The sequence below is a fragment of the Pedobacter suwonensis genome (genome assembly GCF_044762335.1).
In the GTDB taxonomy this organism is placed as follows: domain Bacteria; phylum Bacteroidota; class Bacteroidia; order Sphingobacteriales; family Sphingobacteriaceae; genus Pedobacter.
Window position 1 is genome coordinate 118,496 of the sequence record NZ_JBIWEB010000003.1, and the last position, 16,575, is coordinate 135,070.

The following is a 16,575-nucleotide window of genomic DNA, read 5'->3' on the forward strand; positions in this document are numbered from 1 at the left end:
TATGCAAAAGGAGTTTAACAAATGATTAGGTGTATAGCCATTGATGACCAGCAAAACTCGATATTGGGTCTTGAAAAATATATAGCAGATACGCCAAATATGGAACTCCTGGCTAGCTACACTGATCCGATGGCAGCTTTGAGCGAACTGAAAAATATCGATCTGGTAGATGTAATATTTATGGACATTGAAATGCCACAGCTTTCAGGCATTGAACTTTCTAAAGCAATCCGCTCCAAAACACGAAAACTGATCTTTACTACCTCACATGCAGAATATGCCTATGAAGCTTTCGAAGCAGAGGCAGATGCTTATCTACTCAAACCTTACGGATATGCTAAATTTGCCTTAACGCTAAACCGTGTTTTTGGAGAGGAAATAGAAGATTTTGCGCAGGAATCCTACTTCTTCGTCAAGAATAAATCTGAAGCACATAAAGCTGTTTTAGTACGATATGCAGACATTATAGCTTTTGAAAGTTTTCACAGCTACATTAAAATCCATACAACAGAAAAAGTGATTATTGCTTATTTAAGCCTGAAAGATGTTAAAGAACAGCTAAATATAGAAAAAGGCTTTATTCAATTGCATAGAGGTTATATTATTTCCATCAATCATATCTCACATGTTGAAGGTACAAGGGTCACACTTTCGAACCAAACCAGCTTTAACGTTGGCGATCTGTACTACAATGATTTCCGTGATTTTTTTGCTGATAAACTGGTAACCAGCAAAAGAAGCAAATAAGGTTTTCGTATCACATAACGTGCAGGGCACGAATGATGAGATCGGGAAGAAGGAGTTATATCATAAAACTTCATCACTTTTATGATATAACCTCTCTTTTAAGCGGTCAATTATTTTGCGCTGTTTTTTTTATCGGTTACTTCAGCTCTGATTTCCTGGGCCAGAACTTTTAAGTCTTGCATGGCTTTACGTACACGTGTACCAGCAGCTGCATTACCGCCATCATAAAATTTGGTTACGTCTGCTTCAACTGAAGAGATTAAATCTTGCACTTTTTTAAATTTGTCCATAATTTTCTTTTATAAGGATGATCTACATCCATTAGTTAAATAATATCACTTTCCGTTAGCAATAAACGGGCCGCAAAACTATTGTTTTTATAAGTTAAACTAACGTTTTTGCTACATCATTATTACAAACTACCTCAAAAAAACAGTGCATTAACGAAGTGTGGCAACAAAAATAGCTGTCTCAACACACAAAAGCTTCCTCATTTTTAACGCTTTAAGGGTAGTGCCTGCTGTAGTCAAAAAAATTAAAATCGAGCCATTTAATTTTGTAATTATGTCTTATCTTGGTTGGAGATATGCAGTCGTTAAATCTTCTCATTTGTACCACTTGTTTATTACTACTCACATTCTCCATACATCTCTTTTTTGCGAAAAAGGGGAATAGGTTTTTAAACCTATTGCTTTCCCTTGTATTTTTCGCACGTTTCGGACAGATCTTCACCTCGTTGCTTTTCAAAGCCGGTCAACCCGAGGCTTTGGCTATCTTCCATCAAACGTTTACACCGTTTTATTATGCTGCCCCAGCTTGTTTTTATTTATATGTTACAGGCTTTCTTCAGCACCGTAAACGGTTACAAAAAATGGAATGGCTTCATTTTATACCAGCCTTACTGGCCGTTATTCATGTTATCCCCTGGCATCTTTCCGTTATCCCTGATTGGAATTTGGTGGGAACCCAGTTAGCCCAGAAAGGATACTTCTTTTTGAATGTAAAAACGGGGCTTTTTCCGCCATACTTCCATTATATATTTAGGCCACTAATGGTCATTGGTTATTTATGTGCCAGTTGGATTGCGGTAATCCGCCTCAAAAACAAACCTCAACAATTCTTCGATAGCGAAGGCAGAAAATGGATTATCTTTTTTCTAAGGATCGGGACTTTTTTTCAGGTGTTTGGGCTGGCACCCTTTATGCTAAAATACCTGAATATACCGTATGTTAATACCTATTTTATCGTATTAAACTGTTTGGCCCTGCTGCTTATTTTGTGGTATACGCTTCACAAGCCTTATATTTTTTATGGCTATTTGCTGGTGGCGGTAAACTGGACTAAAAAACCTGAAGCCGGGGAAAACAGCACTGATAACCTATTAGTTCCTTTAAAAACAGAAAATCCGATAGCTAGCCCTTCAAAAGCTAAAAAGTTTAACCTTTTAGATGAGCAGCTGGCAGACTATGCCCTCGCCATGAAAGAAATAATGGAAAGGGAGCAGCTCTACCTCCTTCACGATTTTCAGATTATGGACCTGGCGGCAAAACTTAACCTGCCGATCCATCACTGTTCTTTTGTAATCAACAAACACATCGGCAAAAATTTCCGCGATTGGATAAACGGTTACCGGATTGATCATTTTTTAAAACAATATCCCATAAAATCAGATAAAATAACCATCGAAGCCATGGCATCAGAAGCTGGCTTTAAAAGCCAAGCCACTTTTTATAATGCATTTAAAAAGGAAACAGGATTAATGCCAACTGCCTATTTTGCACAGGAAATGAGTTATTAACCCGCCAAATAACCATTTTGTAGTCTAACTATCGTATGGTTAGAGATGACGAAACACCTTATTCGTGAGTGTAGACCACAAACAGGATACCTTTGATTCCGGAATATTACAGGTGTACATTCAATTGAATATGCTGGTACTATATTCTGTAATCAATATTAGTTTCATATGCCCAACTCAACATCTTATTTACGTCCCCTCTTTAATTATCTTGAGCAATTTTGTCCTTTATCCAATGTGATCAAAGCCGAACATGAAAAATCCTGTAAGCTTATCCATGTAAAGAAAAATAAATATATTCTTTCTCCACTGGATAGTAATACTTCTCTATATTTTTTGATAAGCGGGGTTGTACGTGGTTTTGTTCGCGATGGTAAAAAAGATATCAGTACCTGGTTCAGTTTAGGAAATGAATTAATAAGCGCTATACGTCACCCCGACCGGCAGTCTGGTCCTTCTATAGAATACCTTCAGGCCCTTGAAGACTGCAAGATCATCTGTATTCCTTATAATTTAATGGATTTCCTGTACAATAACTATCCTGAGGCTAACCTGATCGGCAGAAAGCTGATGGAACGGCATCATTATGCGGCCTCAGAACGCGCAATCCTGTCGCGCATTCCCAAAGCTACCGGCAGATACCGCAAACTTCAGGAGAGTGGCCTGGATATCGACAGAATACCACAGCGTTACCTGGCCAGTTACCTGGGGGTACGTGGAGAAACCATGAGCAGAATAAGAAGCAAGATTTTGGAACCAAATTATTAAAACGCACTCAAATATTCCGGCAAACTTATAGCTAAACGCCAATGCTTCCAATATATAGTTCACAGATCCTGGTTTTTGGTAAAGGAGTATATTTTTTTAGCAATGAATATCAGGAGTGGTCATAGGAGCTTCCAGTTTACCCGACCATAAGGCCCACTAAGATAAAAAATAGCACGCTTTCAGCTTCTTTTGCTAAATTTGCAGCAATGATTTTATATAAAACCAACGAAGAAGTAGAACTGATGCAAATTAGCGCGCTATTGGTGAGCGATACCCTTGCAGAAGTAGCTAAAATATTAAAGCCTGGCATCACCACCCTCGAAATAGACCGGTTAGCCAACGAATTTATTATGGATAATGGTGCCATTCCATCCTTTTACAATTACAATGGCTTTCCTTTTCATATTATCACCTCGGTAAACGATGTAGTGGTACATGGTTTTCCTAACAAGGATGAGTTGAAAGATGGTGATATTATTTCAGTGGATGTTGGCACGATTAAAAATGGTTTTCATGGCGATCATGCTTATACTTTCATCATAGGCGAAGTATCGCCCGAAATACTAAACCTGGTAAAAACAACCAAAGAGTCGCTTTTTCTGGGGATTAAGGAAGCTGTTGTGGGCAAACGCATCGGGGATATCAGTGCAGCCATCCAAAGTCATAACGAAAAGCAGGGATACGGCGTGGTAAGAGATCTGGTTGGCCACGGTTTGGGCAGAGAGATGCACGAAGATCCGCAGGTGCCGAACTATGGCAGAAGAGGCACTGGCTTACTTTTAAGAGAGAATCTGGTGATGGCCATTGAACCGATGATCAATATGGGGAAAAAAGATGTTTTTCTGGATGAAGATGGCTGGACAATCAGGACGGCAGACGGAAGTATGTCTGTACATTTTGAACACGACGTTTGTGTTAAAAAAGGCGAGGCACTTATTCTTTCCAATTATGCACCTATTGAGGCCGCAGAAAAGCAAAACAGCAACCTGAACACTTCTTATTATTAATATAGCAGAAAACGCAAGGAAATCTGGTGGTTATCAGAATCCTTGCGCCTACTTGTTTCTTTAAAATCTGTGATTTAGAAACTATTATTTTTCGGTTCCCGATTTGGTAGCCACCGGTTTTTTCTTTCTGAAAATAGGAAAAGTCATCGGACTTCTGGCCGGGCGCTCGTCGCCAAGCAATACACCCCATTGCTTAAATGATTCGGTACGATCGAATATAATTTTAAGCACGGCCACAATAGGCAAGGCCAGGAACATCCCGGAAATCCCCGCTATGCTGCCGCCTATAAATACCCCGATAATTGCAAACAAAGCATTTATCTTCACCTTCGAGCCCACAATACGCGGCATCAGGATGTTATTGTCCAGAAACTGAACAAAAGCAATTACACCTAAAACGGTAAGTACCGGCCATAACTCCTGCGATGAAGTAAGCGTTAGCAGTACACCTATCACGTTACCAATTAAGGCACCCACATAAGGGATCAGGTTTAATATCGCAAAGATTACCCCGATTAGCAGAGCATGTTTAATACCGATTAACATCAATATCCCCCCCAATAAAATGGTCATATAGGTAATCTGAATTAATAGTCCGATCAGATAACTTTTAATAATCGATTCGGTTTCATAAATGGCTTCTTTAACTTTCGGATGGTCATCTGCTTTAAACCACATGAAGATAAAACGCAAAATAATGTCTTTATAAAAAAGCATCAGGTAGATATAAATAGGCAACAAACCGATAAACACAAATATACCACTCAGGGTAACGGCAGCACCACCTGCCATTGATGTCCCCATGTTCATCAGGTCATCGCTTTTGGCCTGAATAAACGCTTTTTGCTGTTTATCATTGTAATGGGTAATGCGACTGATCCAATCGCTTAACGAATTGATATGTTGTGTTACATTGGCCTTTATCTGCGGAAAATCTTTAACCAAAATTCCAATCTGGTTGGAGAAAAACCAGATAATCAAAGCCACAAACAGGGCTACCAGCAAAATGGGTAAAATGATGGCTAACGATTCAGGCACTTTTTTTCTTTTTAAAAAGCGGTATACGGGGAGCAGCATAATGCTGATGAAAAAAGCCATCAATATCGGCATGATGATGTCTCGTCCGATCACCATCACCGCTGCAATGGCCATCAGGCCCAGTAATTCTATTGATCGTTTTACGGTTAGGGGTAATTTGTTCGTCATAAAAAGCTTATTCTGATTTGAGATTTAAACACCGTCCGGTTTGAAATGTTTTGAATAATTGCTTTACGTTGTGAGGTTAGCGTTTGGCGGAGAGAATTATTTTGGAGTTGGGAACGTGGAGTTACGAAACAATTAACCGGTTAAGCAATTAACCCGAATTAAAAAAATTACTTCCTGTACACCATATCCCCATAGATTAGCCTTATTTTTGCAGCTTCAATACCCCATATGAACAATCAAGATACCATTATTGCTTTATCTACTCCTTCAGGTTCCGGCGCCATCGGCGTAATCCGTTTATCCGGTCCGGAGGCTATTTCATTAACCAATGCCGTATTTGCCGGAAAAGATTTAGAAAAACAGGCCTCGCATACTTTACATTTTGGCCTGGTTAAAGATGGCGATCATATTGTGGATGAGGTTGTGGCAGGTTTGTTTGTTGCGCCAAAATCTTACACAAAAGAAAATGTAGTCGAAATTTCCTGCCATGGGTCTAACTACATTATCCAACAGATTATTAATCTGCTGATTAGCAAAGGTGCCCGGGCAGCCAAACCCGGTGAATTTACTTTGCGTGCCTTTTTAAATGGCGCTTTCGACCTGAGTCAGGCAGAAGCAGTTGCCGATTTAATTGCCTCCAACTCCAGGGCATCGCATGATGTGGCCATGCAGCAGATGCGCGGCGGTTTCGCCAACGAATTAAAAGGCCTGCGCGAACAGCTGATCCATTTTGCTTCGATGATTGAGCTCGAACTCGATTTTGCTGAGGAAGATGTAGAGTTTGCCAACCGCGAACAGCTTAAAACCTTGGTTAATAAAATTAATTACGTTTTGCAACGCTTAATTTCCTCTTTCGAAATGGGAAATGTGATCAAAAACGGCGTGCCCATTGTCATTGCGGGGAAACCCAATGTAGGTAAATCTACCTTATTAAATGCCCTTTTAAATGAGGACCGTGCCATTGTTTCGGATATTGCAGGTACCACACGCGATACGATTGAAGATGAACTAACCATTGGCGGGGTAGTTTTCCGGTTTATCGATACGGCGGGAATCCGTGATACGGCCGATATTATTGAAGCTTTGGGTGTAGAACGCACGCTGGAGAAAATGAAACAGGCCAAACTGATCATTTATATGGCAGATGCTGCTCAAAGCATTGCCGAAATTGAAGAGCAGATCCGCGGTTTAGCGCAATTGGGCATCCCCTATTTAATCCTGGTCAATAAAGCCGAACTCCTTAGCGATATGCAGCGTAAAGCTTTAGAAGCGTTAAATGTGGTTTTTACTACAGCTAAAGAGAAACAAGGTATCGATGAACTCAAAACCACCTTACTGGAGCAGGTTAACCTGCACCATATCAATACCAGCGAAACTTTGGTCACCAATATCCGCCATGTAGAAGCTTTAAAACAAACCGAACAGGCATTACAGCGGGTATTAGCCAATGTCGATAATCCGGTAACTTCCGATTTTTTAGCGATGGATATTAAGCAGGCACTGCATTACCTTGGTGAAATTACCGGTACCGTAACTACTGATGATTTGCTGGAGAATATTTTTACCAAATTTTGTATCGGAAAGTAAACGTACAAAACAACTCTAATACGAATAATCGCTTCAAATACTGAAAAATCAGTTAAATAAACTGATTTTTCGGCTAACAAACCCGCCACTCTTTTTGCTCCAAAATCTACCATCGGCTGATTTTCAGGGGTTTTACACTGTGTTTTAAGGTTTTTGATCTGCTATAGTTTAGACAACAACAGCGCTGCAAAAGCTTTAAAATCAACTGAAAAATAATAGCTTGCCTGTTCTGCATGATCTGGATCTAAATACCTGTTTTTCGGGCCTTTGAAGGCGTTTAAATCGTACCTGGCAGGCTCGAAATAGATGGGGTGCCAAAATCTATTCTGGAAACTTGTCAGAGGGGATCATTACATCGAAAAACTAAAAACTCAAATTTTTGGATGAACTTTTCTTTTTGGGGCAGGTTGATTCAGATTTCAATCCACCAAGGCCCCAGAGCCATTGCAAAATTTAAACTGCCGGCGCTGGCCATATTTAAAATCTGCATGCCCGCAGTTGTCTCTTTAAATCTGAAATTAGTTTATAGTAAAATCGTATTGCTTAAAAGTGCTTTGCTTTTCTGAATTGATTAAAATGTAATTAAAGCAGAATCAATTTATATGCAAAACCCGCACGCTCCTGTTGTTTTGTAGTGAACTTTTCTTTAAATTAGGCATGAACTTGATTTTTGGCTAATATATGTAGCTGTTTAATGTAGTATTCAGATTTTTTAATCAGCAAACTGTGAAGAATGTATAAATGTATCATAATTGACGATGAGCCACATGCTATTGTTGGGGTTAAAAAATATTTGGAATCCATACCGAATATCGATCTGATCGCAGCATATAGTGATCCTTATGCAGCACTAACTGAAATTGAGACATTTAAAGATATTGATTTGATTCTGATGGATATTGATATGCCTAATATCTCCGGAATTGAGCTTTCAAAATCACTTCGGGCAAAAACTAGAAAGCTTATTTTTACTACAGGACATACCAAATATGGTTATGAGGCCTTCAAGGTTGATGCAGATGACTATCTGCTGAAGCCCTATACGCTTGGCGAATTCATGATCGCTATAAACAAAGTGCTTGTAAAACCAGCAGATCATATATCCAATAACAGTTCGACATTCCTGGTTAAAAATAAGGATGATGGAAATCGAATAGTTGCTATTAAATATTGTGACATAATTGCTGTGGAAAGCCAGCTCAATTATGTAAGTATATATACATCAAGCACAAAAGTTACCACATACATGTCATTAGGTGAAATGGTTAAAGTATTAAGCCCGGCAACAGGATTTCTACAATTTCATCGAAGTTTTATCATATCCTATCATTTTATAGATTATATAGATGGAAATACCATTAAGATGAAAAATGGATTATTAATTACTGTTCGAGAATATTATAAGAAAAGTTTCACAGATTTCGTAAATAAGAATCTGATCAGGTCCAAAAACAAACTCAAAGCTGATATTCATAAGTAAACTTCCGGCAGCTTACAGGCATTAATCGTTTAAAATCCTGTAATGCAAACTGCTTTTGATCATACGCTATAAGCACTGCTAGTCTATTAACAGGTTTATATGATTAAACTTCTTTTGCTAGATATATTACAATAGCAGATGGAAACAGCTGCGCTTCCACATCAATTTATTTACGATATGATAAAAACGGCTAACATTAACCGCTCCAATACTCACTTTTGCTTCAGGCTATTGACATTGTGGGGAGGGCGAACCAGTATGCTGCACTCATCACAGCATTCCCAAAATTATCATACACACTTCAATTGTGTCAATTAATTGCGCCGGTAACTTGACCTTATATGGTGATGTATCTGTGGTCATTAATCATTTAACCAAATACAGATTTTGGATAGAAAAACTATTAATCAACAAAGATTCTTTAGATAGATTATGGTCGGCATTTTCTCCAGTATGATACGATCAGTAAAACTTACTTTGAAAAGGTTTTCAGCTTTATTATTTATTGATCAGAAATATTAGAAACTGCACTATACTAATCTGCTGAGGGTTCAACCTACATCCGGTATAATTGAAAGTTTCTCCAATGTATAATACCAAAAGGATTAAAACAATATTCTATTGCTTGACAGGAAAAAGCTAAAAATATAATTTAGGGTAATCTAATTTTCCTGCTATATGTACAAATGCGTAATCGTTGATGATGAGCCCCATGCAATTGAGGGTTTAAAAAAATATTTGAGTAGCTTCGAACGGTTAACTTTATCTGCTTCGTTTACTAACCCTGTAACAGCATTAAAATATTTCGAATCTATTGATTGTGTTGATCTTGTGCTGTTGGACATCAATATGCCTGATATAAATGGTATCGAACTCTCCAAAATACTCAGGAATAAAACAAAAAGAATAGTCTTCACCACAGCACATACCCAGTACGGATATGAGGCCTTCAAAATTGAAGCTGATGACTATCTTTTAAAACCTTTTACATTAGGAGAGTTCATAACCTCAATGAATAAAATATTTTCTGTGGATGGTCAGAAATGCAAATTATTAGAGAAAAACACCTCATTTCTAGTCAAAAGTAAAGAAGACAGGCACAAAATGCTTAATATAAAATTCTCTGATGTTGTTGCTGTGGAAAGTAAAATGAATTATGTAATGATCCATACTTTAAAACGGAAAATACTCACTTATATGACCTTGTCGGAGGTTTCAGATATCTTCATCCACCATCCGGGGTTTTTAAGATTCCAGAGAAGTTTCATTCTTGCAGAGGAACATATCGATTATATATCTGGCAATTCAATTAAAATGGTTAATGGTTGTGAAATGACTGTAGGCGACTATTATAAAAAGGATTTTATATCATTCGTTTCTGAAAAATTAATAAAAACAAAGAGGAGGTAAATGCTCCTCTTTGCCTTATTACTTGTTCATAATGTGGGTTTGGGCAGTAGTAACCAGCGTAGTTGTAGGTTCCGTTTCTGCATAACCTGAATAAATTGGGCTGTTTGATTTTTTAAAAATAAAAATGGTCCTGGCCCTGAGTTTTGTCTTTACTTGTTGCATGTTTTTGTATTTTTTTTGCAACTTCGTTTGTAGATTTTCAGAAAAAAATAATGTTACATTGAATGGATGTTAACCTACACTGAAAGCAGGAAATGCATGAAAAAGATTTTAGATAAGTTAAAGAGTAGCTCAATCCATCTTATTGTTTGGTCTGTTTTTATTTTATACGAAACCCTAATTGTCGGCCTGATATTTAATATTTTCGAACATCCGGTTACCTATCTTTTTCACTATATTGTGATAATCGTTTTTTTTTATTTTTTTTCAGACCTGGGCTTACCCTGGTCATTCAGAAAAAATCTGCAAGCATTTTGGAGGTTACCTTTAATAATATTGGTTAGTCTGGCCGCTTATGTTTTTTTTCACTACCTGGCCAATTTATTGTTAATCTTCATCAAGGTGATTTCGGTCAGGCAACCCTATCTTTTAGATCAGCAGTTTATTTTGAAGAATCTCTATCGGGGCATATATTTTATGTTCTTTTCTACAGGCTATTTTGTATTTAAAAAAACACAGTCAGAAAAACGCGAAAAAGAACAGTTAAGGAAGCTCCATCTGCATAATATTATTAAACAGCAAAAAACCGAGCAGGAACTTGTACGATCACACAATTCCATGTTGAAAGCCCAGATAAACCCCCATTTCCTCTTCAATACCCTCGATTTTATATACCATACCATGGCGCATAATGTGCAGTTAGCTTCCGATGCTGTTATCCATCTTTCCAGAATAATGCGTTTCGCAATCGATTCGGACCACATGGGCGAAGTTATCCCCTTGGGAGCAGAGATCAAACATGTCGAAACACTGTTTTCATTATATCAATTGAGAAATACCAAAACATTCATACAGTTAAACTATTCTCCGGAAATCGTTTCGCTTCCATTCATCCCTCTCGTGTTATTGACCCTGGCCGAAAATATGATCAAGCATGGTGAATTTTCAGATCAGCAGCAACAGGCTGTTATCAATTTTTTATATGAAAACGAAACTTTAACTATTACCACAAGTAATATGAAGTCAAAAAACATCAATACTCATTCTGGTAAATTGGGTTTAGATAATGTAAAAAAGCGTCTCGAATATAAATATGGAACACAGGTTTCATTAAAATACTCGGTTCTGGACGATGTTTTTATTTTAATCTTAATTGTCCCCGGAATTAAAAGAGATCATTTGTCAGATCAAACTAATGCCCCTAAAGCCCCATATTAGGCGTTCCAAACATCACCTAAAGTTAAACTTTACAGCAAATACTAATTGAGATGGACGGAGTTTAAATACATCTTCAGTTGTTTGATTTTCATTTACTATCAATTGCCTGTAACTATTTGTATTTAGAATATTTGCCCACTTCACATCAAAATCTATTTTTCTTTTAGCCCACGAAAATCGATAACCCAAATCTAAAAAAGAATTGATGAAGGTGTTACCTAAAAAACTATATTCAAACTGATCGAAGCTTATATCCAGGTTATGATTCAAAAAAGGAGAAATAAATAACTGAGATTTTTGTGAAAAAGAGTTAAACCTCGTTACATTAAAATTATTTCTCACTCGATTGAAAGATGCTGTTGCATAATAGTCTATGTTAAGCCACTTTAATTTGTTATAGTTTAGTTTCAAACTAATGGATTGACCATGGCTACGGCTATTGAGAAAGTTGCCATTGACATAACTATTTGTATTTCCGTTGCTAATGAGATATGTAAGCGAGGTATTGATTTTTTGTTCGGAAAAGAACTTACCCAGAGTTATTTGATAATTGGTGAAGTGCTGCGGATTCTCCATATTGAGAGCCTCGAGTACCTGTTGGCCATTTTCATAAACCTTTCTGTTAAAAATAACATTCCCCAGTTTGTTCGAGTAGTTATAGCCTATATTAAAGGATGTATTGTCTAATACATTCTCATAAACCAGATTGGTCCCTAAATTTTGTGTTTTGGTTCTTGAAATATCCGAGCCATAGGCATTCAGATCCAATCCGCTAAATATATAGCCAGGATAAAGGGTTTCCAGCGTTGCAAAATCATTGCTAACTGCTGCTGTAGCAACGATCTTATATCGATTAGAGAGACGATATTCCGATTGCAGACTGGGCTCAAAGGTATTGAGATGCAGTTCCCTGCTAAATTCATATTGTCTGGAAAGTGCAGTGATATTATTAACTTTAGCTGGAAATGAGGTAAGGATTTTGAGTTTTCTTCCATTGTAATTGATGTCGAGAGATGCAAATGATGTAAAAACGTTGTAAATGATATTGTTGATGTATTTATTTGCCGATGTTTGAGCCGCGTTTATATCCGAAATTCCTGAACGCAGTGAACTCCGGTCAGCTTGTAAACCAAACTTAGGTGTTAAGGTAATATCATTGAAAGAAAGTGATGACGACAAGGTATTTTTTGTTTCATTTCTTCTCAAATATAGCTCCTGAACTAATACCTCAGACCGTAAAAAAGACATGTCAGGGAAATACAACGACTTTAAAGGCGAGATTTGATACTGCTGCCTTGCGTTAGAAAAATTGATGTACGACTGTAAATTGACTGAATATTTTTTCTCATTTCCGATCGGGATAATTGCGCTGAGCGAATTTTGCAACGCATATTCAGGGGAATGAAGGTCCTGTTCAATCGAAGATTGCTCAATCCTAATATTTCCAATATCACTAGATCTGTCATGTTTGAAAAACAAAATATTCTTTAAAAAATTGCTGTCAGTATTTTGAGTCAGAATGAGCCTTGCGCTTATCTGTTGTTTAGCCAGTCGTGTTATGCTAGAACGCCCATATGATATGATGCCTTGCTGATTACCATCAGAATCAAATTGTTTAATAATCGTTTCCTGCCCTTCTTCCTGCTCAGTTCTATCGTTCAGATAACTTACATTTCCACTCAACTCCATTTTTCTTGTAAGGTTGAACAACAGGTTAGCCGAGGCAGCATGTGTCCGGTTAAACAGATATCGCTCTTGGGCTATGGTCGGAAAAGTAGGTTGAGAGATGCTAATCCATTTATTATTGTTAACATCTTTGGTTATACCTTCCGAAACATCCATAACCCCTAGATTATTCATCTCTTTAGTTATATCTTCACCAATATTGTTTGATTTGTAGTTTAATAAAGACTGATATTTTTTGCTAAACACCATCGGTGTAAGCTTAGTTTGCCAAGCGAGCGGACTTAATCCGGCACCTATTTCCCCTCTTCCCGTTGTGGTTACATTTTTTTTTAGTTTGATATTAATGGCAGCCCTGGGTGAATACAGTTTATCCTTTAGAAGTCTAATGGGTTGATGGTTTGGAAGTATTTCCAGTTTATCGATATCGATATTTGGTAGAGAATTCGTTATAATCCCGTAGTTGCCAGCCATGAGATCCTTTCCTTCTACGTAAAATTTATTTATTGCCAATCCCTGATACCTAATCTGGCCGTTAGCACTCACTTCTATACCCGGTACTTTTTTAAGAACATCTCCCAGCGTACGGTCCTGTAAGCTTGCAAATGAATTTAAATCATAACTTAATGTATCGCCTCTCTTCACAATCGGTGGTTTCCTAACGTCAACCTCAGCAAGTTCGATTACCTTTTGCCGTAAATTAAAATTTAACTGTTGATTTTGGTTTTCTATAGATCGATAAAGGGTTTCATAATTCATTGCTTTTACAGCCAATTGCAATTTCTTCACCTTTGATTCAAAAGAAAGTCTGAACCAACCTTCTGCATCGCTTAATACGAATGAAATCAATGTACTGTCAGCCGGTACTATTACACTGACAGATCCGTGCGGAACTGGTTCCCCGCCCGTTGAAAGTAACCTTCCCGAAACGACAGTTTGACTTCTAGCTAAAAATGAGAATAGAAATATAAGCAGAGAAAGGGTACATCTCAACATTGCGCTACTGAATTACCAGAGGTTAAGGCTGTAATTCTATAGGGTTGTTATCCCGCTTACGCTTTTTGTCCATGCCATCCTGCATGCGCTTGAAATACTCCGGGCCCCGTCCTTCAATCTGAACGTTTTTGAACATTGCTGTTGTATATTTTCCCGTATGATACAACTCCAAACACTTCGCTTTGCTAACTTTTAGCACATTATCCATTGGAACCCGGGGATAAATAATTTGCTCTTTTTTAAACTTTACAAGTTCATACCTATAGCTACCAGTAGCATCGGCTATTTGTATGATTAAGCCTGGCAAACCGTAAAATTTATATGGTCCAAAGGGAAAATTATAATCATTAGCATACCAGGCAATCCATTTGCGTCCAAATAAAACAGTTTCCGCCCTTGTGCAAGAAATATTATTGATTCTTTTTGTCTGATTTTTGATTTGCCATTTAGGCAATATAGTTTCTGTATATTGAGGACTGGTTGGTACGCTTAAATTAGCAACAGTTGTAACGGTAACCTCTTCTTTGTTAAGATCAGTAAAAATATACTCTTCAAAATTGGTAGGATATTTCATTCCAATGGCAATACGCTCATTTTGAGGTCTATCCTTATAATTACTCGTCTTTCTAATACTATCGAGAAGAAATCTGGATACAGACCTAAAACCTGAATTTTGCTGATTAAACATCAGTAACATATATTCAGACATTGGTTGAGCCTGCAAACTGTCGGATTTGAAGTAGAACTTATATTGGGCGCTCCATTCAAACTTATCATTATCTTTAGATTGAGCTAGAGACATTTTTGTCATTAAGAGAATGACCAAGCCAAAAAAAAATGGTTTTAACATTGATTTAGATTTTTTTCAGGGTAACCAATACCTCAAATAATTACCAACTGAGCATTAATTTAAAAAAAATAAATTTCTTCATGGCATTAAAGCCATGAAGAAACATAGGTAAGTTAACGGGTAATTTCTACGGAGTCCGGCGTTTCATTACAGTCGGCCTCATTGATCGAATTCATCATTGAAGTTAATGTAGCGTCACTCCAATTCGAATCACTGATGATTTGCACAGTAGTGCCGCAAGTGGTGTGAAAAGTGTACCTTGTTTTAGCGAAAGACGCTGCCATGATTGAGAAAAACAGTACGGTGGTTAATAACACTTTTTTCATTTTTTTTTGTTTTGAGGTTAACAATAAATAATTATTCATATTTATTGTTTTTATTAAAACCGATCAAATTTGCTATACAGAACAGTATATTTTCTATATATAATCCCTTATTTTAGGGACGGATCTTTTACGGACCATGGCCGTGGCCTAAGTCTTCTCACACCCAATATGGTGATATTTTTCGTGATATTATTTCAAGTGTGACCAATTGGTTACAACTACTCAAGTTGTGTAATCTTTACCGCATAAAACGTGTTGTAAAACTGTTATATTCATATCTTCTGCCTTGTCATCAAGCCTTGGTAAATTACTTTCCTTGCCAAAATACAACAGCTGTACCTGGCCCCTGTTACGTTTTATCCCGATGTTATAGCTGTCTTTTTCTTCCACCTTCTCTTTGCCACGAAATTCGGGTGTCCATCGCTCGGGTATGATCTAATCCAGCTTATTAAAAATATTTTTCCTATCGAACTTGCCCTGCAAAAAACCTGCTTTTTTTACCTTGCCGTTAACGGTTTCAAAAGCCGTTTTCCCATCGAACCAATTTTGAAATACGGTCCTGCCTTTGTATACAATCTTAAAACTACCCTTATTTGGCAACAGTTCTTTTGTGATGTAGTTTACCTCTCTGCCTTCCATTTCTGTTTTCATATTACTGTACAAAGTGGTAATACTATGGATGAAAGATTCGCCACCCCTCGCCGCTATGCAGTTTTTAACAATGGAAATTGGATCAGGCTTTGCAGCCTCCTGAGCCGGAAGCCTAGCGCCAAAAAGGGTGAATAACAGTAAAACGGATATCGTTTTTGGAAACTTCATATTTTTTACGGGTCTAAAGTTTTATTTTAATTGATCGGGTTTATTTATCGTATTAATTTTGGTCTTGTTTTATTCCTGAAAAGCTTAAACTGGATCATGCTCCCCTGCCGCAATCGTTTTGCCGGTTTTAAAGTCATATCCAAATGCATCATAACGCTCATTACCTTCGCCCTTTGGATTATCACCGTACTCATTCGGACCAAAATCGCCGGGCGAAAAAAACATCATCAGCATGTAAAAAGGTACCAATTGCCACCAGCCTGATTTACCTAAGTCATGACAGCGTTTTGCACCCTGCGACATCAATAGATAGATTGGCAATAATTTTGTAAATTCAATCCAGCTGCCAACTGACTTATTATTCTTCACAATCAGCACAAAAAAATAAACAATAAAATAAAAGATTTGGGTTAAGGCAAATTCCGTACGGCGGATTCTGCCATAAAAAGAAAAGGGATCTTTAAACATTAGAGAGGCGTTATTTCGTTACGAGTTTAAATTTGGATAAAAATACCGATTAT

At 37.4% G+C, this 16,575-nt stretch carries 16 protein-coding genes; 8 read left to right on the forward strand and 8 right to left on the reverse strand.

The annotated features are described in order from the left end of the window. Window positions 1-21: 21 nt before the first annotated feature. Window positions 22-747 (forward strand): LytR/AlgR family response regulator transcription factor, encoded by a 726-nt coding sequence (locus ACIQXP_RS06355; protein WP_387505071.1) that lies wholly within the window; start codon window positions 22-24, stop codon window positions 745-747. Window positions 748-857: 110 nt separating this feature from the next. Here ACIQXP_RS06355 and ACIQXP_RS06360 read toward each other — a convergent pair whose 3' ends face one another. After that, window positions 858-1,037 carry a histone H1 gene (locus ACIQXP_RS06360; protein WP_057933955.1) on the reverse strand — a complete coding sequence of 60 codons (180 nt, stop codon included), beginning with the start codon at window positions 1,035-1,037 and terminating at the stop codon, window positions 858-860. Between the two features lie 581 nt (window positions 1,038-1,618). Between ACIQXP_RS06360 and ACIQXP_RS06365 the strand changes: the two genes are divergently transcribed. The 3 genes from ACIQXP_RS06365 (at window position 1,619) to map (ending at window position 4,320) form a co-directional block, all read left to right on the forward strand. Further along, window positions 1,619-2,545: a helix-turn-helix domain-containing protein gene (locus ACIQXP_RS06365; protein WP_387505070.1), complete on the forward strand. Its 927-nt coding sequence runs from the start codon at window positions 1,619-1,621 to the stop codon at window positions 2,543-2,545. A 168-nt stretch (window positions 2,546-2,713) separates the two neighbouring features. Beyond that, window positions 2,714-3,313: a Crp/Fnr family transcriptional regulator gene (locus ACIQXP_RS06370; protein ID WP_387505069.1), complete on the forward strand. Its 600-nt coding sequence runs from the start codon at window positions 2,714-2,716 to the stop codon at window positions 3,311-3,313. Between the two features lie 206 nt (window positions 3,314-3,519). Next, a complete protein-coding gene (map, locus tag ACIQXP_RS06375) occupies window positions 3,520-4,320 on the forward strand; it encodes a type I methionyl aminopeptidase (RefSeq protein WP_387505068.1) in 801 nt (266 codons plus the stop codon). 84 nt (window positions 4,321-4,404) lie between these two features. Here the strand turns inward: map and ACIQXP_RS06380 are convergent, their stop codons facing one another. Next, complete coding sequence (locus ACIQXP_RS06380) at window positions 4,405-5,526, reverse strand: AI-2E family transporter (protein ID WP_293741174.1); 1,122 nt, start codon at window positions 5,524-5,526, stop codon at window positions 4,405-4,407. A gap of 228 nt (window positions 5,527-5,754) precedes the next feature. Between ACIQXP_RS06380 and mnmE the strand changes: the two genes are divergently transcribed. The 3 genes from mnmE (at window position 5,755) to ACIQXP_RS06395 (ending at window position 10,003) form a co-directional block, all read left to right on the forward strand. After that, window positions 5,755-7,113, forward strand: coding sequence for a tRNA uridine-5-carboxymethylaminomethyl(34) synthesis GTPase MnmE (gene mnmE / locus ACIQXP_RS06385; RefSeq protein WP_387505067.1), 1,359 nt, complete (start codon window positions 5,755-5,757; stop codon window positions 7,111-7,113). A 733-nt stretch (window positions 7,114-7,846) separates the two neighbouring features. After that, entirely contained in the window at window positions 7,847-8,593 is a 747-nt protein-coding gene (locus ACIQXP_RS06390) for a LytR/AlgR family response regulator transcription factor (protein WP_293741176.1), read from the forward strand. Between the two features lie 678 nt (window positions 8,594-9,271). Further along, entirely contained in the window at window positions 9,272-10,003 is a 732-nt protein-coding gene (locus ACIQXP_RS06395; protein ID WP_293741177.1) for a LytR/AlgR family response regulator transcription factor, read from the forward strand. A gap of 18 nt (window positions 10,004-10,021) precedes the next feature. On the opposite strand, the gene ACIQXP_RS06400 is transcribed toward ACIQXP_RS06395, so the two are convergent. Further along, window positions 10,022-10,165: a hypothetical protein gene (locus ACIQXP_RS06400; protein ID WP_293741178.1), complete on the reverse strand. Its 144-nt coding sequence runs from the start codon at window positions 10,163-10,165 to the stop codon at window positions 10,022-10,024. A 96-nt stretch (window positions 10,166-10,261) separates the two neighbouring features. Between ACIQXP_RS06400 and ACIQXP_RS06405 the strand changes: the two genes are divergently transcribed. After that, the gene (locus tag ACIQXP_RS06405) at window positions 10,262-11,380 is read left to right on the forward strand and encodes a sensor histidine kinase (RefSeq protein ID WP_387505066.1); all 1,119 of its coding nucleotides are present in this window, start codon (window positions 10,262-10,264) and stop codon (window positions 11,378-11,380) included. A gap of 12 nt (window positions 11,381-11,392) precedes the next feature. On the opposite strand, the gene ACIQXP_RS06410 is transcribed toward ACIQXP_RS06405, so the two are convergent. The 5 genes from ACIQXP_RS06410 to ACIQXP_RS06430 form a co-directional block, all read right to left on the reverse strand. Then, on the reverse strand, window positions 11,393-14,059 hold the full coding sequence (locus tag ACIQXP_RS06410) for a hypothetical protein (RefSeq protein WP_387505065.1): 2,667 nt from the start codon (window positions 14,057-14,059) through the stop codon (window positions 11,393-11,395). A gap of 22 nt (window positions 14,060-14,081) precedes the next feature. After that, window positions 14,082-14,909 (reverse strand): GLPGLI family protein, encoded by an 828-nt coding sequence (locus ACIQXP_RS06415; protein ID WP_293741181.1) that lies wholly within the window; start codon window positions 14,907-14,909, stop codon window positions 14,082-14,084. A 113-nt stretch (window positions 14,910-15,022) separates the two neighbouring features. Then, window positions 15,023-15,274: a hypothetical protein gene (locus tag ACIQXP_RS06420; protein ID WP_293741182.1), complete on the reverse strand. Its 252-nt coding sequence runs from the start codon at window positions 15,272-15,274 to the stop codon at window positions 15,023-15,025. Between the two features lie 396 nt (window positions 15,275-15,670). Then, complete coding sequence (locus ACIQXP_RS06425; protein ID WP_293741183.1) at window positions 15,671-16,054, reverse strand: hypothetical protein; 384 nt, start codon at window positions 16,052-16,054, stop codon at window positions 15,671-15,673. 84 nt (window positions 16,055-16,138) lie between these two features. Further along, window positions 16,139-16,522: a DUF805 domain-containing protein gene (locus ACIQXP_RS06430; protein WP_387505064.1), complete on the reverse strand. Its 384-nt coding sequence runs from the start codon at window positions 16,520-16,522 to the stop codon at window positions 16,139-16,141. Between the last annotated feature and the right edge of the window lie 53 nt (window positions 16,523-16,575).

What these genes read in the sequence shown, in the direction of transcription:
- ACIQXP_RS06425 (WP_293741183.1), bottom strand. Translation starts at nt 16,054, where the DNA reads ATGAAGTTTCCAAAAACGATATCCGTTTTACTGTTATTCACCCTTTTT.
- ACIQXP_RS06390 (WP_293741176.1), top strand. Translation starts at nt 7,847, where the DNA reads ATGTATAAATGTATCATAATTGACGATGAGCCACATGCTATTGTTGGG.
- ACIQXP_RS06360 (WP_057933955.1), bottom strand. Translation starts at nt 1,037, where the DNA reads ATGGACAAATTTAAAAAAGTGCAAGATTTAATCTCTTCAGTTGAAGCA.
- mnmE (WP_387505067.1), top strand. Translation starts at nt 5,755, where the DNA reads ATGAACAATCAAGATACCATTATTGCTTTATCTACTCCTTCAGGTTCC.
- ACIQXP_RS06405 (WP_387505066.1), top strand. Translation starts at nt 10,262, where the DNA reads ATGAAAAAGATTTTAGATAAGTTAAAGAGTAGCTCAATCCATCTTATT.
- ACIQXP_RS06430 (WP_387505064.1), bottom strand. Translation starts at nt 16,522, where the DNA reads ATGTTTAAAGATCCCTTTTCTTTTTATGGCAGAATCCGCCGTACGGAA.
- ACIQXP_RS06400 (WP_293741178.1), bottom strand. Translation starts at nt 10,165, where the DNA reads ATGCAACAAGTAAAGACAAAACTCAGGGCCAGGACCATTTTTATTTTT.
- map (WP_387505068.1), top strand. Translation starts at nt 3,520, where the DNA reads ATGATTTTATATAAAACCAACGAAGAAGTAGAACTGATGCAAATTAGC.
- ACIQXP_RS06365 (WP_387505070.1), top strand. Translation starts at nt 1,619, where the DNA reads ATGGAATGGCTTCATTTTATACCAGCCTTACTGGCCGTTATTCATGTT.
- ACIQXP_RS06415 (WP_293741181.1), bottom strand. Translation starts at nt 14,909, where the DNA reads ATGTTAAAACCATTTTTTTTTGGCTTGGTCATTCTCTTAATGACAAAA.
- ACIQXP_RS06410 (WP_387505065.1), bottom strand. Translation starts at nt 14,059, where the DNA reads ATGTTGAGATGTACCCTTTCTCTGCTTATATTTCTATTCTCATTTTTA.
- ACIQXP_RS06370 (WP_387505069.1), top strand. Translation starts at nt 2,714, where the DNA reads ATGCCCAACTCAACATCTTATTTACGTCCCCTCTTTAATTATCTTGAG.
- ACIQXP_RS06420 (WP_293741182.1), bottom strand. Translation starts at nt 15,274, where the DNA reads ATGAATAATTATTTATTGTTAACCTCAAAACAAAAAAAAATGAAAAAA.
- ACIQXP_RS06380 (WP_293741174.1), bottom strand. Translation starts at nt 5,526, where the DNA reads ATGACGAACAAATTACCCCTAACCGTAAAACGATCAATAGAATTACTG.
- ACIQXP_RS06355 (WP_387505071.1), top strand. Translation starts at nt 22, where the DNA reads ATGATTAGGTGTATAGCCATTGATGACCAGCAAAACTCGATATTGGGT.
- ACIQXP_RS06395 (WP_293741177.1), top strand. Translation starts at nt 9,272, where the DNA reads ATGTACAAATGCGTAATCGTTGATGATGAGCCCCATGCAATTGAGGGT.